At 40.1% G+C, this 18,490-nt stretch carries 15 protein-coding genes, 1 riboswitch and 1 other annotated feature; of the genes, 3 read left to right on the forward strand and 12 right to left on the reverse strand.

Annotated features, from left to right (window positions below):
- The first annotated feature begins 275 nt into the window (after positions 1–275).
- Positions 276–968: an RsfA family transcriptional regulator gene (locus ACWNMY_RS10190; RefSeq protein ID WP_449538115.1), complete on the forward strand. Its 693-nt coding sequence runs from the start codon at positions 276–278 to the stop codon at positions 966–968.
- 52 nt (positions 969–1,020) lie between these two features.
- Here ACWNMY_RS10190 and ACWNMY_RS10195 read toward each other — a convergent pair whose 3' ends face one another.
- From ACWNMY_RS10195 to ACWNMY_RS10235, 9 genes are all read right to left on the reverse strand, one after another.
- Positions 1,021–2,601 carry an ABC transporter permease subunit gene (locus tag ACWNMY_RS10195; protein ID WP_449538116.1) on the reverse strand — a complete coding sequence of 527 codons (1,581 nt, stop codon included), beginning with the start codon at positions 2,599–2,601 and terminating at the stop codon, positions 1,021–1,023.
- Between the two features lie 15 nt (positions 2,602–2,616).
- Positions 2,617–3,636, reverse strand: coding sequence for an ABC transporter permease subunit (locus ACWNMY_RS10200; RefSeq protein WP_449538117.1), 1,020 nt, complete (start codon positions 3,634–3,636; stop codon positions 2,617–2,619).
- A gap of 161 nt (positions 3,637–3,797) precedes the next feature.
- Complete coding sequence (locus tag ACWNMY_RS10205; protein ID WP_449538118.1) at positions 3,798–4,181, reverse strand: VOC family protein; 384 nt, start codon at positions 4,179–4,181, stop codon at positions 3,798–3,800.
- Complete coding sequence (locus ACWNMY_RS10210; RefSeq protein WP_449538119.1) at positions 4,171–5,190, reverse strand: ABC transporter permease; 1,020 nt, start codon at positions 5,188–5,190, stop codon at positions 4,171–4,173. Before ACWNMY_RS10210 ends, ACWNMY_RS10205 begins: the two co-directional genes overlap by 11 nt.
- The gene (locus ACWNMY_RS10215) at positions 5,159–6,691 is read right to left on the reverse strand and encodes a sugar ABC transporter ATP-binding protein (protein ID WP_449538120.1); all 1,533 of its coding nucleotides are present in this window, start codon (positions 6,689–6,691) and stop codon (positions 5,159–5,161) included. The genes ACWNMY_RS10210 and ACWNMY_RS10215 overlap by 32 nt, the downstream gene beginning before the upstream one ends.
- A gap of 359 nt (positions 6,692–7,050) precedes the next feature.
- Positions 7,051–8,127 (reverse strand): sugar ABC transporter substrate-binding protein, encoded by a 1,077-nt coding sequence (locus ACWNMY_RS10220; protein WP_449538121.1) that lies wholly within the window; start codon positions 8,125–8,127, stop codon positions 7,051–7,053.
- A gap of 160 nt (positions 8,128–8,287) precedes the next feature.
- A riboswitch (SAM riboswitch) is annotated at positions 8,288–8,443 on the reverse strand.
- A gap of 425 nt (positions 8,444–8,868) precedes the next feature.
- Positions 8,869–9,696, reverse strand: a complete 828-nt coding sequence (locus tag ACWNMY_RS10225; protein WP_449538122.1) for a lipoate--protein ligase family protein — start codon at positions 9,694–9,696, stop codon at positions 8,869–8,871.
- Positions 9,697–9,949: 253 nt separating this feature from the next.
- Positions 9,950–11,872 carry a DNA topoisomerase (ATP-hydrolyzing) subunit B gene (gyrB, locus tag ACWNMY_RS10230; RefSeq protein WP_449538123.1) on the reverse strand — a complete coding sequence of 641 codons (1,923 nt, stop codon included), beginning with the start codon at positions 11,870–11,872 and terminating at the stop codon, positions 9,950–9,952.
- An 18-nt stretch (positions 11,873–11,890) separates the two neighbouring features.
- Complete coding sequence (locus tag ACWNMY_RS10235; RefSeq protein WP_449538124.1) at positions 11,891–12,430, reverse strand: CarD family transcriptional regulator; 540 nt, start codon at positions 12,428–12,430, stop codon at positions 11,891–11,893.
- Positions 12,431–12,570: 140 nt separating this feature from the next.
- Between ACWNMY_RS10235 and ACWNMY_RS10240 the strand changes: the two genes are divergently transcribed.
- A complete protein-coding gene (locus ACWNMY_RS10240) occupies positions 12,571–12,999 on the forward strand; it encodes a MarR family winged helix-turn-helix transcriptional regulator (protein ID WP_449538125.1) in 429 nt (142 codons plus the stop codon).
- A gap of 113 nt (positions 13,000–13,112) precedes the next feature.
- Here the strand turns inward: ACWNMY_RS10240 and pta are convergent, their stop codons facing one another.
- The 3 genes from pta to proB form a co-directional block, all read right to left on the reverse strand.
- A complete protein-coding gene (gene pta / locus ACWNMY_RS10245) occupies positions 13,113–14,111 on the reverse strand; it encodes a phosphate acetyltransferase (protein ID WP_449538126.1) in 999 nt (332 codons plus the stop codon).
- 259 nt (positions 14,112–14,370) lie between these two features.
- Positions 14,371–15,618: a glutamate-5-semialdehyde dehydrogenase gene (locus ACWNMY_RS10250; RefSeq protein WP_449538127.1), complete on the reverse strand. Its 1,248-nt coding sequence runs from the start codon at positions 15,616–15,618 to the stop codon at positions 14,371–14,373.
- On the reverse strand, positions 15,615–16,739 hold the full coding sequence (proB, locus tag ACWNMY_RS10255; RefSeq protein ID WP_449538128.1) for a glutamate 5-kinase: 1,125 nt from the start codon (positions 16,737–16,739) through the stop codon (positions 15,615–15,617). The genes ACWNMY_RS10250 and proB overlap by 4 nt, the downstream gene beginning before the upstream one ends.
- 226 nt (positions 16,740–16,965) lie before the next feature.
- Positions 16,966–17,181: a binding site (T-box leader), on the reverse strand.
- A 224-nt stretch (positions 17,182–17,405) separates the two neighbouring features.
- On the opposite strand from proB, the gene hemQ reads away from it, so the two are divergent.
- Positions 17,406–18,158: a hydrogen peroxide-dependent heme synthase gene (gene hemQ, locus ACWNMY_RS10260; RefSeq protein ID WP_449538129.1), complete on the forward strand. Its 753-nt coding sequence runs from the start codon at positions 17,406–17,408 to the stop codon at positions 18,156–18,158.
- Positions 18,159–18,490 lie beyond the last annotated feature (332 nt).

Below are 18,490 nucleotides of genomic sequence, written 5' to 3' on the forward strand. Positions count from 1 at the left end.
ATCCCTTCATGAAAAACTAAATATATTTTATGGTCACGAGAGCAACCATCATGATTAAATTCACTACACGGTATTTTACCTTGTCCCGTTTTTGTTTGCAAGGGAACGATGGATATTTCAATAATTCTCCACAAGTACAAATTTGGGACTTTTGCATATTTTTAATAAATTAATCTACTATCCTTTTATGTTTATGGTATAAAGTTTGAATCTATTGACCAATATATGTAATAACCTAACGCAAATATAAAAGATATATTGGGAGATGAATAAATATGAAAGAAAGACAAGATGCTTGGACAGAGGAAAATGATTTATTACTAGCTGAAACTGTATTAAAACACGTAAGAGAAGGAAGTACTCAATTAAATGCATTTGAAGAGGTTGGCGACAGATTAAATAGAACATCCGCTGCCTGTGGTTTCCGCTGGAACGCTGTTGTACGCCATAGCTATGAGAAGGATCTACAACTAGCGAAAAAGCACCGCAAACAACGCCAAAGAGCCCTTGGTAGAACACAACCTGTAAAGAAACAGCTTTTGTATACACCACCAACTCCGAATCTCGAAGAACTTGCAGAAGAATTGCCATTATTTACGTCTGAACCAACTAGAGTAAAACAAGAGGTACCAGCAGCACAGTATTCTGTGGCTAGACCAACTATGACAATCGATTCTGTCATTTCTTATCTACAGTCCATGAATCAAAGTAGTCTTGGGGTTGAGGCCCTAAAATCCGAGAATGAGAGATTGAAAAAAGAAAAAAATGAGATTCTCCGTAAAAATGAAGAACTTGAGAAGAAAATTGCTCAGCTGGAGCAAAGTGCAGAAAACATCCAAGAAGACTACGAAACACTCATGAAGATCATGAACCGTGCGAGAAAACTAGTCTTGTTTGAGGAAGAAGAACGTCCTGCCACAAGCTTTAAGATGGATCGAAATGGCAATCTGGAGAAATTGGCAGAATAAAGTAGATAAACCCCTGGCTGTTTGTTAATACAAACGGCACAGGGGTTTTGTTTTACCATGGGCCTACTTTTTCAAGTTCTACTTTTTCAATCGTTTTTTCTGGTGTGAAGTAGAACATTACAAATATCGATTCAATACCAACCTCTAAATAGCTCTCTTCCAATAGGGAACTTTGTATTGTGTAAACATATCTTCCAATGTCTTGAAACTCACCGTCTTTCACCGCATCTATTGGCAGATGATCCACCAATAGTTGATAAGCTTCCTCCACATTTGTAATAGGTTCTTTAAATGTAATCACGGGTAGTTCACAACGACCGGCTCCGATTGTTCTACATTTAAGTACGGTTTTATCAGTCTCGTACTCCCGATCTGATTTCTTCTCCATATTGAGTGCAAGGTGCTCTAATTTATCGTAAAGCCCACCTTTTGCAGTGGTCGCAATCGTTTTCGCTACAATTTCGCCCTTTTCAAACGCATATTTTTCTTCATCCAGCTGTACTACTTCATCTTCTACCTCAACCACTACATCTGTTTCATCTATTTCACCTGTTTCCTCAACGGGTGCAGCAGTATCTGTCGCATTTTTCTCAACACCTGTTACAACGACAAATCCTACAATCATAACAAGGACAATTGCTGCTACAGAACCCGCTACTTTGCTAGCAACAAAGGCTTCTGTAACACGTTCACCCAATCTTTTAACAGCTCTATTTTTACCATTCGATGCTCTTCTTTCAAATAGTTTCCGAAATCCCTCACTTAATAATTGGAATGTTAATAAAAGCAGTGTAAGAGCCAGTGCTGGAGACAGTGGAATCCAAACGGCCTTCATAACTTCATAACGGGCTGAAGATAATAACCCTGGCCAGTCAAAGGTACCCGTTTCAGAAGTATAACCTGCCTCCTCATGGAATACTCCACCACCTGGATTATAAAGTATGTTGTGCTCAACAAAATATAGAAATAAAGCAAGCTGCCCCAGTAATAATGTGACACGTGCCAAATCATTAAAAAAGGTAACAACCAAACTTTGTGAAATAGTAGGTAAATAGTGAAGTACTGATAATTGGAATGGAGTGCTCCCCACTGTCACACTTGCTTGCACATACTCTTTTTGTGACACATCATAAATTTCATGTGCAAAAATATAACTAACTCGTCCTACCTCAATAAGTGCAAGAAGGAGTACCTTCCAATATACCCCGTTCTCCAGGTTTTCTGTTGGTATAAGTTCCATTAATAAAATAGCTGCAAAAATTGTTGGTATACTACCAAACAGGGAGTACCAGCCATTGGTTACCATGTAGGCAATTCCTTTTTTGGTAGAAGCTAAAAATGCTAATGGGACTGCAATCAAATAACGAATCACGGTTATAAGAACAATGATTTTTAACGTATCCTTTGCACCAAGAATAATCTGACTTAAAATGTCCCGCGCTTCCCTGTCAGTCCCTAATAGGTCTTCCTGAGAAGGGGGAAATGGCGCTCTCCCAATGGAGCCATCCTCGTAAAATCTCAATCTATGTTCAGGTGGAGAGTCATCAACAAATGGTAAATGTGGTCCAACAAAGCTAATAAATAACATCAATCCGAAAAGAATTAAACCTGTCCAAAGCGACCAATTTTTCATGAGTCCCCCTCCTCCCTAGTATCCAGGCTTTACAAACGAAATAATGAAAAGCACAAAGAACCAAATCGTTACGTATTGAATCATTACTTTTGTAATCTGCATCCATATATTACGTTTTTCAACCTCGTATTTGTTTTGCCAAATGACAGATACAATTCCTGTAAGTAATAGAAGCATGACAAAACAGAATGAAATCTCCACAATTAGACCTATTTCTGGATAGTCCGCATACGGCTGGTTTTCTGGGACTCCTAGATTCAATCTTTTAATAGACACCATCATTCTCCAGGCAGCACCTTTATATTCCATTAACCACTCGACGATTAAGAGATTGGACAACACATAGGTCATGACAACCCCAATATGCTGCAAGATCGAGCGTAAGCATTTTTTAAGAATATGTTTATGAATGACGAACCTTTCAGACAGACCTTTTGCGCGCGCATATTGAATATACATTTCTCCATCTTCACTAGATAAAGTCGTAAAGGTAACTCTTGCAAAATACATCATCGGATATAAGGATACAAAAATACTCGGTAATATAAAGTTAAACCACTGGTCATGTCCAAAAAAGTCAATAAAATTAAAGTGAATTAAAATGACCCATTGTAATACGATAATCATAAAAAAATCTGGTAAGGAATTTATGAAAGAGGTTAAACCGGTACCTAGCACGTTCAAATATGTATGTCGATTGCGATAATCAAAAATTCCCTTTGCCATCCCAAAAGCAATAGCAAGGACAAAAGCTGTCACGATAACAGATAAGCTTCTCGGAAAATTTTCGAGGACAATTTCTTCATAGGTTTCCCCACCTTTCGTTGTCCCAAGACTTCCCTCCGCCAAGAAGTTGCTGAAGAATTGTCTGATTACCTCCCAGCTTTCGGATAAAGGAAAGATCTCTTTTAGCTTTGTAAAAAATGAGGAAACATCCCCATTCCCTAAAAAGTAGGAAATCCCGACAATCACGAGGCCAAAATATAAAATAGAAATGAAATCTCTTCCATTAAGTAGTTTTACTCTCTTAAGCAACTTAATCCCCCCTTCTACCAGACTAGTTAATTGTAAAAAAATAGAAACTCGCACCAATATCCTACCATAGATATTATTTTCAGAAAATACCTAAAATATAAAACATATGAAATTCCACAAAAAAAGCCAGAGAATTATTCCTCTGGCTTGGTAAATCTCATTTATTTTTGAAATAGTTCGATCCATTCTCCGTCTGGACCTGTAAAGAAGATATATCTTGCTCCACTTGGAAGAGTCGTGATTGCTTCATCAATAAACACAACACCATGATCCTTCACTCTCGCAATCTCCTCCTCGATATTGTCAACAGTAAATGCGATGTGGTGCACCTTTCCCTCTGTCGGAAGGTTTGGGTTATAACCGGAAATTAACTCAATGACGGTTTCATCTGAATCACTAAAACCAAGGAACGCTAGCTTTAGGTTCGGATCGACATGGTCCTGCTTTTCTAGTAATTCCAACCCTAATACTCTCGTATAAAACTCAATGGTCGTATCTAAATCCTTTACTTGAATCCCTACATGTTCCAATTTTTTAAGCGGCATTTTGCTCTCTCCTTTTTCGAATAGCTTTTGGTCTATATTTTACACCAATATATGTGACCGCTAGTGCTAACACTAGTACCGATCCTTTTACAATTTCAAATGCATAGTATGGTAGATTCAACATGGTTAATCCATTTAATAGGACACCAATTAGCGCTGCTCCAAAAAAGGTACCAAGAGCATTCGGCTTCCCTGCACCAAGCACTGAGAATCCGACAAACACAGCGGCTACAGCCTCCATTAATAACGATGCACCAGCATCAATTTGCCCTGACCCTACACGAGCACTAAACAAGATTCCGGCCATTGAGGCAAACACACCTGAGACTGTGTATGCAATCAGCTTCACTTTGTTCGTGTTAATACCTGATAATCGTGCTGCCTCTGCATTTCCACCAGTCATGTATAAAATTCTTCCCCATCTCGTATGGTTGAGTACCACGTACGCAAGTAACACGAAGAATAACATAATCCAAACAGGAACTGGCAAACCAAGCATTTCTCCTTGCCCAATCCATAAAAATGCCGTGCTGAACTCTCCAGGTGCGGTTCCACCACTTGTTAACGGCATATGATTATAGATTGAGTATCCTTCTGTATAGGTACGGTGAAGACCAGATACAATGTACATCATTCCGAGAGTTGCCAGTAAATCCGGTATCCCTATTTTTACAATAAGCAAGGTATTCACAAGCCCTACCGCAACCCCAACTAGAAGTGGCAACAATAGTACAACCCAAAGTGGCAGTTCATACCACACCATTAGTGAGGATGTAATGACAACTGATAATGACATTGTTGACCCAACTGATAAATCAAATCCGTCAACCACTAGGGTGAACGTAACCCCCAATGCTAAAAGTGTCACAATCGATATTGACCGTAGAATGTCTGATAAATTTCCATATGAGAAAAATGCATCATTTACAAAACTAAAATAAAGTAAGATAAAGCCCATTAATAAAACGGCCCCGTATTTAAACAGGAAGCTGATGATATTCCCTTTCATGTACTTCTTCCTTTCCACCACTAGCATACAAGAGAATTTTATCCTGAGTTGCCTCTTCTCCTGATAACTCTTTTACAATTTCCCCGTCATACATCACAAGGATTCGATCGGAAATCCTAATAATTTCATCAATCTCACAAGAAAAATAGAGAATTCCTTTTCCTTCATCTGCTAGAGAATGTATGAGCTGAAAAATATCCTGCTTTGCACCAACGTCTACCCCTTTGGTCGGTTCATCAAACAAATAGAGATTTGCATTTCGTGAAATCCATTTCCCGATCGCTACTTTTTGCTGATTTCCACCGCTGAGATGTTCAGCTAGTGTTTCTGTATCATTTGTTTTAATCCCAAGGAGTTCAATAATTGAGTTGGCATGACTCTTTTCCGCCTTACGGTTCATCAATAGGTGCTTAGAGAATTTTTTCAGATTTGTAAAGGATAGATTTGTAGAAATTGACTCGTGAATAAACAGACCTTCCTTTCGACGTTCTTCTGAAATTAGGGCCATTCCCGCTTCAATCGCTTGTTTCGTATGAGTAAAAGTAGCTGATTTTCCTTTTATTCGTATATTTCCTTGTACACTGGGACGTAGGCCAAATAGCGTCTTCGCAAGCTCTGTCTTTCCAGCACCAACCAAACCGACTACCCCAACAATCTCACCCTCTGAAACTGAAAAGGATAGGTTGCTAAGCTTTTCACCATCATCAAGGTCGCTAACTTCTAACAATAAATCACCACGAATAGCATTTCGCTTCACAGACTGTTCATTATAGGAATTTCCAAGCATTGTCTCAACAACCGTCTGTTGTGTAACTTCTTTCGTCGAAAAAGTGGTGATTGTCTTTCCATCACGCATGATCGTTAACCTATCACAAATCTCAAACACTTCAGGTAACCGATGGGAGATAAAAATACAGCCCACACCCTTTTCCTTCAGTGTTGCGACAATCTCGAATAGGTGCCTTGTTTCTTCAATCGACAAAGGTGCCGTCGGTTCATCAAAAATAATCACCTTTGCCTCATGTGCCAATGCTCTCGCAATTAACACCAATTGCTTTTGAGCAAGTGATAGCTCGAGTGCCTGCTTTGTCATTGGTATGTCTGTAACATGTAAAAGCTCTAGAATGGAGGCTGCCTTCTTATGAAGCTTTCTTTTAGAGAGGAACAAGCCTTTTTCAGTAGAAAAGGTATCTAGTAAAATATTTTCGGCAACAGTCAGCTGCGGCACAATCACGGTGTCCACCTCTTGGTATACACAATGGATACCATGGCTCTTTGCATCCCTTGGGGAACGAATATCAACTGCTGTACCCTCTAGTGAAATCTCACCCGAACCCAGTCCATACGCGCCTGAAAGAATCTTGATGAGTGTGCTTTTTCCTGCTCCATTGGCTCCAAGTAAAGCGTGGACTTCCCCTTTCTGGAGTTCAAACTGAGCCTGATCAAGTGCAGCCACACTTCCAAAGCTTTTTGTAATTCCCTTCATTTCTAATAAAGGCATCTACTATCAACCTCCTTCCTAAAAGACCTTGCTGTTTGAAGACAAGGCCTGTTATTGTAATTGGTCAAACGTTATTTCCTCCACCAGTCTCATTTTGTCGTTTTGGTGATTATGGGATATCTGTATCCTCACTCAATCGGTTCAAGTCTTTTGACGGTACGGATACGAGCTTTCCGTACCTTCACTGCGACAACTTAACCTGTGTTACGGTATGATTACGGTCTTTTCTTACCTTCACTCCACTTGGCTCAGTCTTGTGACGGTAAGATTAGTAAGTTTCCGTACCTTCACTGAAACAATTCTCAACCTGTGGGTACGATTGTTTTATAAAGCCGTCAGAAAGAAATCTTGATTTTCACTTACTCTCCAGCTTCTAGTTTTTTCAACTCATCTGTGTATCCTTGTTCGCTTTTACCCCAGCCTTCAATGTACTGGTCAAGATCAGCAGTTGTAATTTTCTCTGCTGGTAGAGCATCCTTTGTCACAAATACTGGCTCAAGTTTCACTCGTTCTGGTGTTTCGTCACCATTTAGTTTTTGGTATGCATAACGAACCTGAATACGTCCGATGTCCTTAGGATCAACCGCTGCAGACGCGACCCACGGGCTGTTTTCTTCTTGGATCATTTGTAAATCCTCATCACTCATATCAATTCCGTATACTTTAATGTCAGTGCGTCCTGCTTGTTGAATAGCACGAACTGCTCCTTTTGCAAACTCATCCCATGCTGCCCATACAGCTGTGATTTGACCTTCTTCAGGATATTGCTTTAAGATTGCCTCCATTTGAGACTGTGTATCAAGTGCTGTATTTGCTGTTGCTGCACCAAATGTTGCAACTTCTTTAATGTCAGGATTGTTATTCAAAAACTCTTGATATGCAACTTGACGTCTTTCCATTGGGGCAAAGCCTGCCACCCAAATTTTTACGATATTCGCTTTTCCACCAGCGTCTTCTGCTAATTTTTCCAGCGTCATTTGCGCCATTTGTTGGTCACCTTGTTCAAGGACAGTAGTACCCTCTACCTCTACTTCTGCATCAAACACAACAACCGGAATTCCTTTGCCTACTGCTTTTTGCACACTGCTTTGAAGAGCTTCCTTCGTACCGTGGTCAATTAAAATTGCATCAAAACCTTGGTTTATCGCTGCATCTACATTTGAAGCCATTTTTGCTAAGTCCCCATCAGATGTGAAAACAGTAGTCTCGCCAGCAAAGCTTTTCACTTGCTCCTCTACCCCTTCAATATACTGAGCTGAAAATGTACCTAGGTTCTGCTGCATGATCAAAGCTATTTTTTTATTCGCTAACGGATGATCTGAATTCTTAACTTCTGTGCTATCTGTTTTTGTTGTTTCTTCTGCTACCTTTGGTTGGCAGCCGACCAATACCGCTAGGATTAGTAAAATGGTAAATACGTATTTTGATAGTTTCATTGTGTTCTCCCCTTTTTTTGTATGTAATCATTGTTTTCATATCTATTTACTGCGTTTAGAAGCTATCACTCTCCTGTTTTTCGAGGCCTTCTTTTTAAGATATAAAAAAGCCCCTTTCTTAGGTCAGAAAGAGGCTTGAAGTATCCAAAAGTCTTCTCACCTCTTATCTACCAGAAGAAACATTCTTCTGTTGGAATTAGCACCGTGCCTTACGGGTATGTAACCCGGCGAAAGCTTTCGCCCCATTTCACAATGGTATTACGGTCGGTTGCTGGGCATCGTCGGGCCAAATCCCTCCGCCTACTCTTGATAAGAGAAAATACAGCAATACTATTCAATTATGCCTTTGCGTAGTAGCGCCCGATTATTTTCGAGCTTGCTCGAAAGTTTCCTTTGAAAAATCGAGGCATCCGCCGGAGGCTTTACCTTTTATTCAGCTGGGGTTAATCCCAGTTGAATAAAGGTAATTAATCTTCTTGACGAGAATAATACCACGCCCAAAAATGAAATTCAATATTTTTATTATAAAAAATATTTGAATAGTGGAAAGTGGGATTTTGTCGAAAGATTTTGCTAACATGCAATTATTGTGCGGGAAGGCGCAATTCTCAAAACGAGGGTGCAATTTTCCCCTATGTAGGTGCAATTCTCAATTTGAAGGACCAATTATGCCCAACGACGGTGCAATCCCACAAAATTAAGTAGTACCTAACGCAAAAAAACCGGGAACCCCACCCCCGGTCAAAGTGCTTTTTCATTCCGATCTAGCACTCGTACATAATTTTGTTCAAATAACTGCATTTCTTGCTCTGTAAGCTGTGAAGCAAAGATATGCTCACTTTCAGTTTGTAAAGTTTGCAGTAGACGTAGCATAATCTCCTGGACAGTAATGGTTGGATCCACTAGTTCCGCTAAGGATGCCATCGTTTCTGGCTTGATTGATGGATAGACAAACTTTGTCTCCTCACCTTGCAAGCCAGCTTCATAAAACTGACGAATCACATCGGCTCGATGTGAACCACTACCTGTGACTCCCAAATAGATTTGAACAGCAACGCCATTTCTAAGTCTCCGTTGTGAAATCCCGGCAAACTTTTTCCCGTTTATACTCAAATCATAGCTACCTGGGCAATATGATCCCACAACTTCACGGGCAACAATATCGACATTATGGCTTTGAAGCATTTTTCGAATCAGTTCAAGCATCGTATCATAGCCACGATTGATATCAATCTTTTTTTCCGTTTCAGGGAAAATAAGTGAAATGTTAAGGACTCCTTCGTCAAGTACCACTGCTAGTCCGCCTGAATTTCGTACTATCACCCGATACCCCTTTGATTCAAGGAGTTTTATCCCATCCTGAAGGTGTGGCAGTTTTGTATCTTGAATTCCCAAAACAATGGTTTGATGATGGACCCAAGTCCGTGCGGTAGGTGCGGATTCCCCTTTTCCCACAAACGCACATAATGTATCATCTATTGCAAATGACTGTAACGCATCAAATTGATATCCAAGGCTGGATTGATCAATAATCCGCCAGCTTGGCTGCTGTAAAAGACTCTCGTTCATACGGCATACTCCTATATGTAAAAAGTACTTAATTATATCATATCTGAGACGCAGGTGCCCTGTCGCACCACAAAATGGAAGATGGGATGAGATTTGGGTCAAAGAACCTGTCCCCTTGACCCACAAGGTGCACGTCCCGCCATAAATCAGAAATCGATATGACATTGGGTCAAAGAGCCTGTCCCCCTGACCCACTAGAGCAATCCCATCCCTCTGCGCAATAGAAATAAGCCAGGCAGCAGCCTAGCTTGTTTTATACGTCAAGGTTTTTTACGTATTTTGCGTTTTCTTCGATGAATTGACGACGTGGTTCGACCTTTTCACCCATGAGCATTTCAAAGGTTTCGTTTGCATCAATGGCGTCATTTAAGTTTACTTGAAGAAGAGTTCTTGTTTCAGGGTTCATGGTTGTTTCCCATAGTTGCTCTGGATTCATTTCTCCAAGCCCTTTATAACGCTGAAGCGCCGGTTTTGGACTCTCCGGTAAGCCAGCAAGAATTTCTTGCAGTTGTTCATCATTATACGCATATTGAATCTTTTTACCTTGTTGTATTTTATACAACGGCGGCTGCGCTACATAGATATAGCCGTACTCGAGCAATTTTCTCATGAATCGATAGAAGAACGTAAGCATCAGTGTACGAATATGTGCTCCGTCAACGTCTGCATCCGTCATAATGACAATTTTATGATATCTAGCTTTTTCAATAGTAAAATCGTCCCCGATACCAGCTCCGAAGGCCTTAATCATCGTTCCAATTTCGGTATTATGAAGGATTCGATCCAACCTTGCCTTTTCCACGTTTAAGATTTTTCCTCTTAGCGGTAGGATTGCCTGAAAATGACGATCTCTTCCTTGCTTTGCCGAGCCTCCCGCAGAGTTACCTTCTACGATATAGATTTCACTAATAGACGGATCCTTTGAGGAACAATCTGCTAGTTTACCAGGTAGAGTTGAGATTTCGAGTGCATTTTTTCGTCTTGTTAGCTCTCTCGCTTTTTTGGCAGCCATCCGAGCTCTAGATGCGAGAATTATTTTATCTATGATTTTTTTCGCAAGTGTAGGGTTTTCTAATAGAAACTCTTCAAATTTTCGTGAGAAAACTGAATCTGTGACTGTTCGCACTTCTGAATTTCCAAGCTTTGTTTTCGTTTGGCCTTCAAATTGAGGTTCAGGATGTTTAATCGATATAATGGCTACGATCCCTTCCCTGACATCCTCTCCAGAAAAATGAGGTTCATTCTCTTTCCCAATTCCACTTTTCTTATAATAATCATTGATCAACCGGGTTAATGCGGTTTTAAAACCAGCCTCATGTGTACCGCCTTCATACGTATTGATATTGTTCGCAAAGGAAAGCAGTAAACTATCATATCCTTGATTATATTGAATCGCAATTTCAACAGAAATTCCATCTTGGTTGCCCTCCATATAAATCGGCTCATCAAGAATAATCTCCTTCGAACGGTTGAGTAGCTCGACATAAGATTTAATTCCACCTTCATAGTGGTAGTTATCCTTGCGTCCTTCGCCTCGTTTGTCCTCGATGTTGATTGATATCCCCTTATTTAAAAAAGCCAGCTCACGCAAGCGGTTGGCTAGGACCTCATATTCATATTCGCGGGTTTCCGTAAAAATTTCATCATCGGGTGTAAAATGAATTTTCGTTCCCGTATAATCTGTTTCGCCAATTATCTTTAAATCTTCTTGTGGAACACCTCTTGTATACCGTTGATAGTGAACTTTTCCATCACGGTGAACAAACACCTCTAATTCACTCGAGAGCGCATTTACAACCGAAGCACCTACACCATGAAGTCCTCCAGAAACTTTGTAGCCTCCGCCACCAAATTTACCACCGGCATGAAGAACTGTTAGTATTACTTCCACAGCCGGCCTTCCCATTTTTTCATGATTCCCGACTGGAATTCCACGGCCATTATCAGTTACTGTGATACTGTTGTCTTCTTCTATAATCACATTGATTTCATCACAGTATCCAGCAAGGGCTTCATCAATACTATTATCAACAATCTCCCATACGAGATGATGAAGACCCTTTGCCGATGTTGCTCCTATATACATACCGGGGCGCTTTCGTACTGCTTCAAGTCCTTCAAGTACCTGTATCTGACTCTCATCGTACGTGTTTGTTACTGTATTCGCTTGTTCCATCCTCCGATGCACCTCTACTTAGTTAACTATATTTGCTACTTCATGTGGTGAAGATTTACTCATCTTGTAACTAATCATTCGATTGATCTCTTTAGAGATGGCATCAACAGACTTATCCAAAGATATCGCTAACTCTTTGAACAATATTTTTTGAACATAAAGTAAGATTCTACGGTCATGCTCACTTACCTTTTTATCAATTATTTCAAATTCGTATTTTTTACACATTAGGGTATTGATAATCCCTGCTATTTCCATCCGGCTTCCATTCGCTACTCTTTCCGAATATACCTTGTTCCGATCCGTACCGTTTTCAATCCATTGAATACCGGGTAGTCTGAAGGATTCAAGAATCTCTTCTGCCTCACTACGGTTAATAATTCCTTGCATTCTAATTCGGTCATTGTCTACCGGGTTATGGATAGTTAGAGTGCTATCTTCAATTGGGTGTATTACATAATAGCTGCGAGTCGTACCTGAATATGTTTTTTCACAAATGTCATCTATTCTGCAAATTCCCATATTTGAATAAATAACTAAATCCCCAATACTAAACATTTATCATGCTCCTATCCAATGGATTGTCAACTCAGTTGACTAAATCTATCATAACCCAGATATTACAAATTGTCAACTTGGTTGACATTTATACATACTTTATGTATAGTTGTTCCGATATTAAAGATGGAAGTGACAATATGAGCCAGGAACTACAAAACTTAGACTTACTTGACCTAATAAGTGAAAGACATTCTCAACTTCGGGAAATTGCTGAGGTATTATGGAACGAACAAAGCGATATCACGATTTCCAATTCAGAATGGTACATCATGTCTCGAATTTATAAAAAGCAACCTACCATTGCCTATGTATCGAAAAATGTTGATTTTACTAGGCAAGCAACTCATAAATTCATTAAAAACCTACGACAAAAGGGCTTAGTTAACGTAATGAATGTTCAACATAATAAAAAGGAAAAATGTATTGAATTAACTCCTCTTGGAGTAGAATGTTACGAAAAAAATGAAGCACTTAAAGCAACACTCGAAAAAAAAATTGCTGAAAAAATCGGGGAAAAAGAACTCCTGTTCCTTAAGGACATATTGAAATCCGATTGGGGAATATAATGGGTCACGGGGACAGGTACTCTGTCCCACCAGATATTGGCAGACTGGGTCAGGGAACCTGTCCCTCTGTCCCACAAAAAAATGGCCATGCACATCGCATGGCCATTTCTACGTTATAGGGCTTGTGCTGCTGTGATTAGCGCAAGTTTGTATACGTCCTCTGCGTTACATCCACGTGAAAGGTCGTTTACTGGCTGGTTTAGTCCTTGTAAAATGGGACCTACTGCCTCAAAATTTCCTAGTCGTTGGGCAATTTTATACCCGATATTACCCGCTTCGAGACTTGGGAATACAAATACATTTGCATCACCCTTGATCACGGAATCAGGTGCTTTTTTCGTTGCAACAGATGGTACAAATGCAGCGTCAAATTGGAATTCTCCATCTAATACGATAGTTGGATCCATTTCTTTTGCAAGTTTAACGGCATCTACTACTTTTTCTGTTTCAGGAGATTTTGCAGAGCCCTTTGTTGAAAAGCTTAGCATTGCAACTCTTGGCTCAATATCAAACATCTCTGCTGTATGAGCACTTTCAATTGCAATTTCCGCTAAATCTTGGCTATCTGGCGCAATATTGATCGCACAATCAGCAAATACATATTTCTCATCATCACGCACCATGATGAAGACACCCGATGTTTTCTTCACACCTTGTTTTGTTTTAATAATTTGAAGAGCCGGACGAACAGTATCAGCTGTAGAATGTGCTGCCCCACTTACTAATCCATGTGCTTTTCCAGTGTAGACAAGCATTGTACCGAAGTAGTTTTCATCTTGAAGAATCTTGCGTGCATCCTCTTCCGTCGCCTTGCCTTTACGTCTTTCTACAAAGGAAGATACCAATTGGTCAAATTCCGGATAGGTAGCCGCATCGTAAATTTCAACACCATCAAGGGAAACACCTAGTTCATTCGCCTTGCTTTCAACTGCAGCTTTCTCGCCAACCACAATTGGTACGAGTACCTTTTCGCTTGCCAAACGGCTTACAGCGGTTAAAATTCGCTCATCTAGTCCTTCTGGAAAAACAACTTTTAGGTCTTTTCCAGTTACCTTTTGTTTTAATTCTGAAAATAAATCGCTCACTTTACATCCTCCTAGACTGTTGTGCATTGAATAATACCAATGCAATTAATTATGTAATCATCAAAAGAAGGGGTATTTTATCCCGCATACCTTGATTGCCATCCATAAGGATACGGCACTTTTCACAAATTTAAAACCAAAATGCATTAAAAATTCTGTGACAGTATTATGACACTACCCTAAATTTTCCCCAACAACGTACTAAATTACTCACAGCCTTACACAAACACAGGTTTATAACGCAAAAAAAGAGAGCTTTTACGCCCCCTTATTGTACCCCACCGTTTTATTCTCTTATTTGGCCGTTTCCACGGATTATAAATTTCGTTGAGGTAAGTGCAGGTAATCCCATCGGCCCACGTGCATGTAGCTTTTGCGTACTAATCCCGATCTCAGCACCAAACCCGAATTCAAACCCATCCGTAAAGCGTGTTGACGCATTGTGATAAAGTGCAGCTGCATCAACTTGGTTGAAAAACGCTAACACATTTTCTTCCCTTTCTGTAACGATGGCTTCCGAATGTTTTGAGCTATAAGTTTGAATATGTGAGATAGCTTCTTCTAAATCAGGGACGACTTTAAGCGCAACTGTTAGAGTCAGGTACTCTGTTTCCCAATCTTCTTCTGTTGCCTGTAATAATGTATGATCTAATGCCCTTGCTGCTTCGTTCGCACGAATTTCAACATTCTTGTCCTTTAATGTTTGAATCAGTACATCAAAATGCTTTTCCGCCCAGCCCTGATGAACAAGAATCGTCTCTGCAGCGTTACAAACGGATGGTCGTTGTGTTTTTGCATTAACAGCAATCGCCACTGCCATATCTCTTTGTGCACTTTCATCAATATATATATGACAGTTCCCAACACCTGTTTCGAGTACTGGTACAGAAGCATTGTTCACCACATTTTGGATTAAACTTGCTCCACCTCGTGGAATAAGAACATCCAGATATTCAGTGAGTTTAAACATTTGCGATGCCGTTTCTCTACTCGTATCTTCTAGTAATTGAACAGCTTCACTTGGTACTTCCGATGTTTCAAGAGCGCGATGAATCACCGCTACGATTGCTTTATTTGAATGAATGGCAGATGAACTCCCACGTAATAGGACTGCATTACCAGTTTTTAAGCAAAGTGTGGAAGCATCTACTGTCACATTAGGTCTTGCTTCATAAATCATCCCAACAACACCAAGTGGAACACGAACCTTCTCGATTTGCAATCCATTTGGACGGTCCCATCCCTCTAATACTTCACCAATTGGGTCTGGTAATTCAACCACCTGACGAACTCCTACTGCCATGTCCTCAATTCGTTCTTCTGTTAGTCTAAGGCGATCAAGTAGATTATCACTCATACCCTTTTCTCTTCCAGCTGCCAAATCCTTTTCGTTCTCGGATAAAATAAAGTCTGTTTCCTGTAGTAATTGTGAGGCAATTCGGTTTAATGCCTCATTTTTTTGCTCAGTCGTACATAACCCCAATTGGGTCGCCACATCGCTAGCCAGCTTTGCTTTTTGTAGTAATTCACTCATTTCAATTCCCTCTCCTTTGTCAGAGTTACCCAATTGTCTCGATGAATGACTTCCGCTTTATTGGAGGTAGTCTGTACCTTTGCTATGTCACTAGATAACCCTTTTATTTTTTCAAGCTCGTCAAACGAGTAGTTTATTTGACCTTTTCCAATCAGCTTTTCATCTTCATTCAACACTTCCACAACATCACCAGACTTGAAATATCCTGCTACCTTTTTCACACCCGCTGGCAATAGGCTCTTCCCATGTAGGATCACAGCATGTTCGGCGCCTTTATCAATGATTACTTGACCCGCAACTTCTGAATGAATCCCGATCCATTGTTTTTTATTTTTAAGTGAAGTCTGAGTTGGATATCCAATGTAGGTTCCATCACCTTTACCAGAAACAATATCCACTAATTTATCCGGTCCTTCCCCTTTTCCGATAAATATCTTAACTCCGAACGAGGTTGCTGTCTTTGCTGCTTCTAGTTTTGAGCGCATTCCGCCTGTTCCAACCTTCGAACCGGAACCCCTCGCAATCGCAAGAAGCTCTTCCGTAATTTTGGGTAAGAAATTATATCGTTTTGCTTGCGCATTCTGGTGAGGGTTTCCATCATACAGACCGTTTATATCGGTTAGTATGATAAGTGAATCCGCATGGACAAGGCCACTCACTAACGCAGAGAGCATATCATTGTCACCAAAGGTTAGTTCATCAACAACGACTGAATCATTTTCATTAATAATTGGGATGACGCCACGCTTTAACAGTTCAGATAGCGTTGAGTATGCATTATTGTATTGTTCTTGTTGAGAAAAATCATGACGAGTTAGCAATAGCTGCGCAGATACAATCCCTTCCTTCTGAAATTGCTCAAAGTAGCTTTGCATCAGTAATCCCTGTCCTACTGCTGCCGCTGCCTGTTTTCCAGAAATAGTTACAGGTCTTGTTTGATACCCTAGTACAGTAAATCCTGCCGCAACAGCCCCTGATGAAATCAGAATGACATCATTGCCATCCTTTTTCAATTTAGAAATGGCAGCAACATGTTCCGCTATTTTTTCCTTAGAAAGACCACCATGTGAATTCGTTAATGAACTACTTCCTATTTTTATAACAATTCTCTGCTTAGCCATGACAATCCCTCCTATCCTATTGTGATAAACAAACGTTTCTTCTATTAGTGCGTGTTCAAAAGGGCGACGAATCAGAAGCGAGAAGATTAAGGAAGCACAGCCTCGAGGACCGGGGCGTATGGTTTTAATACGCGTGGACTGTAGAGGACAAGTGACGCCGAGATTCGAAGCTTATCATTTGATAACTCTTTGAACATCCTCTATAAATAAAAAACACCTCCATCCTGTAAAGGACGGAAGTGTTATATCCGTGGTACCACCTTTTTGACACACCTTATGTAAGGGTGCCACTCTTTACCCGGTAACGAGGGGGTTCGGTTAGTTTTTGCTAACTGCTCAAGGACAGGTTCTATCTCTCAGAGGCGGCGAGAACCTTTCAGCCTATGGGTTCCACTCTCTTTGCACATGAACGAGATATACTAATTCCTTTCATCGCTTTCGTATAATTATTAAAATATTAGAACTTATTATAAGTACAGAGCGTTTATTCGTCAAGATAGAGGTTTAAAATCTTTTTTACGCACATAAATAGGGTCTCCTAAACGTAACTCTTTGTTCACAGAATTGTCTAGGGTTTATACAGTTGGCTATAGGGAAAACTATGGTATAGTAGTGGTTGAATACAGTTCAATACATATTATATACGTAATTATAGGAGTGATAGTTATGGCTGAAGCAGCACAAACACTTGATGGTTGGTATTGCCTACATGATTTCCGCACAGTTGATTGGACTTCTTGGAAAACTCTTTCAAGTGATGAGCGCCAAGCAGCAATAAATGAATTTCTTGGCCTAGTTGAGAAATGGAATAAAACACAAAGTGAAAATCAAGGCAGTCATGCTTTATACACAATTGTTGGCCAAAAGGCTGATTTTATGATGATGATTCTTCGTCCAACAATGGAAGAATTAAATGAAATTGAAACAGAATTTAATAAGACTACACTTGCAGAATACACGATTCCTGCTCATTCATATGTGTCTGTTGTTGAATTAAGTAATTATATTGCAGGGGGCAGTGACGAGGATCCATATCAAAACCCTCATGTGCGGGCTCGCTTGTACCCAATTTTACCGAAAAACCAATATGTATGCTTCTATCCGATGGACAAGCGTCGCCAAGGTGATGACAACTGGTACATGCTTTCAATGGATGAGCGTAGAGAACTTATGCGTAGCCACGGAATGATTGGTCGTCAATATGCGGGGAAGGTAAAGCAAATCATCTCCGGTTCTGTCGGCTTTGATGATTACGAGTGGGGCGTGACTTTATTCTCTGACGATGTTCTCCAATTCAAAAAACTTGTATATGAAATGCGTTTTGATGAAGTGAGTGCACGCTACGGAGAATTTGGAGCATTCTTTGTAGGTAACATCTTAACGGAAGAAAAAGTACCGCAATTTTTACATGTGAACTAAATAACTTCATCCACAAGCAGACAAAGTCTTATGGCTTTGTCTACTTGTTTTTCCAAAGGAAGTCTACATATAAAACACTTCCACAGACTGTCTTGAAAACGTTTGTCAGACAAGGCGCGAAGCCGGTCGAAGACGCGAATAGAAGTAGCCTTCATGAGTGTATGAGAGCAGCAAGCAACGCAGTATGCGAGCGTTTGTCAATAGTCTGACTAAACAAAGTTTATGGCCTTGTCTTCTTCTTTATAACATAGAATAGGATCGCTCTTTATAGAAGAGGCGGTCTTTTTTTTAATCCCTATTCATATTCCAAATCCCTCGCTCATACAATTGCT

Source organism: Ferdinandcohnia sp. Marseille-Q9671 (assembly GCF_976954385.1).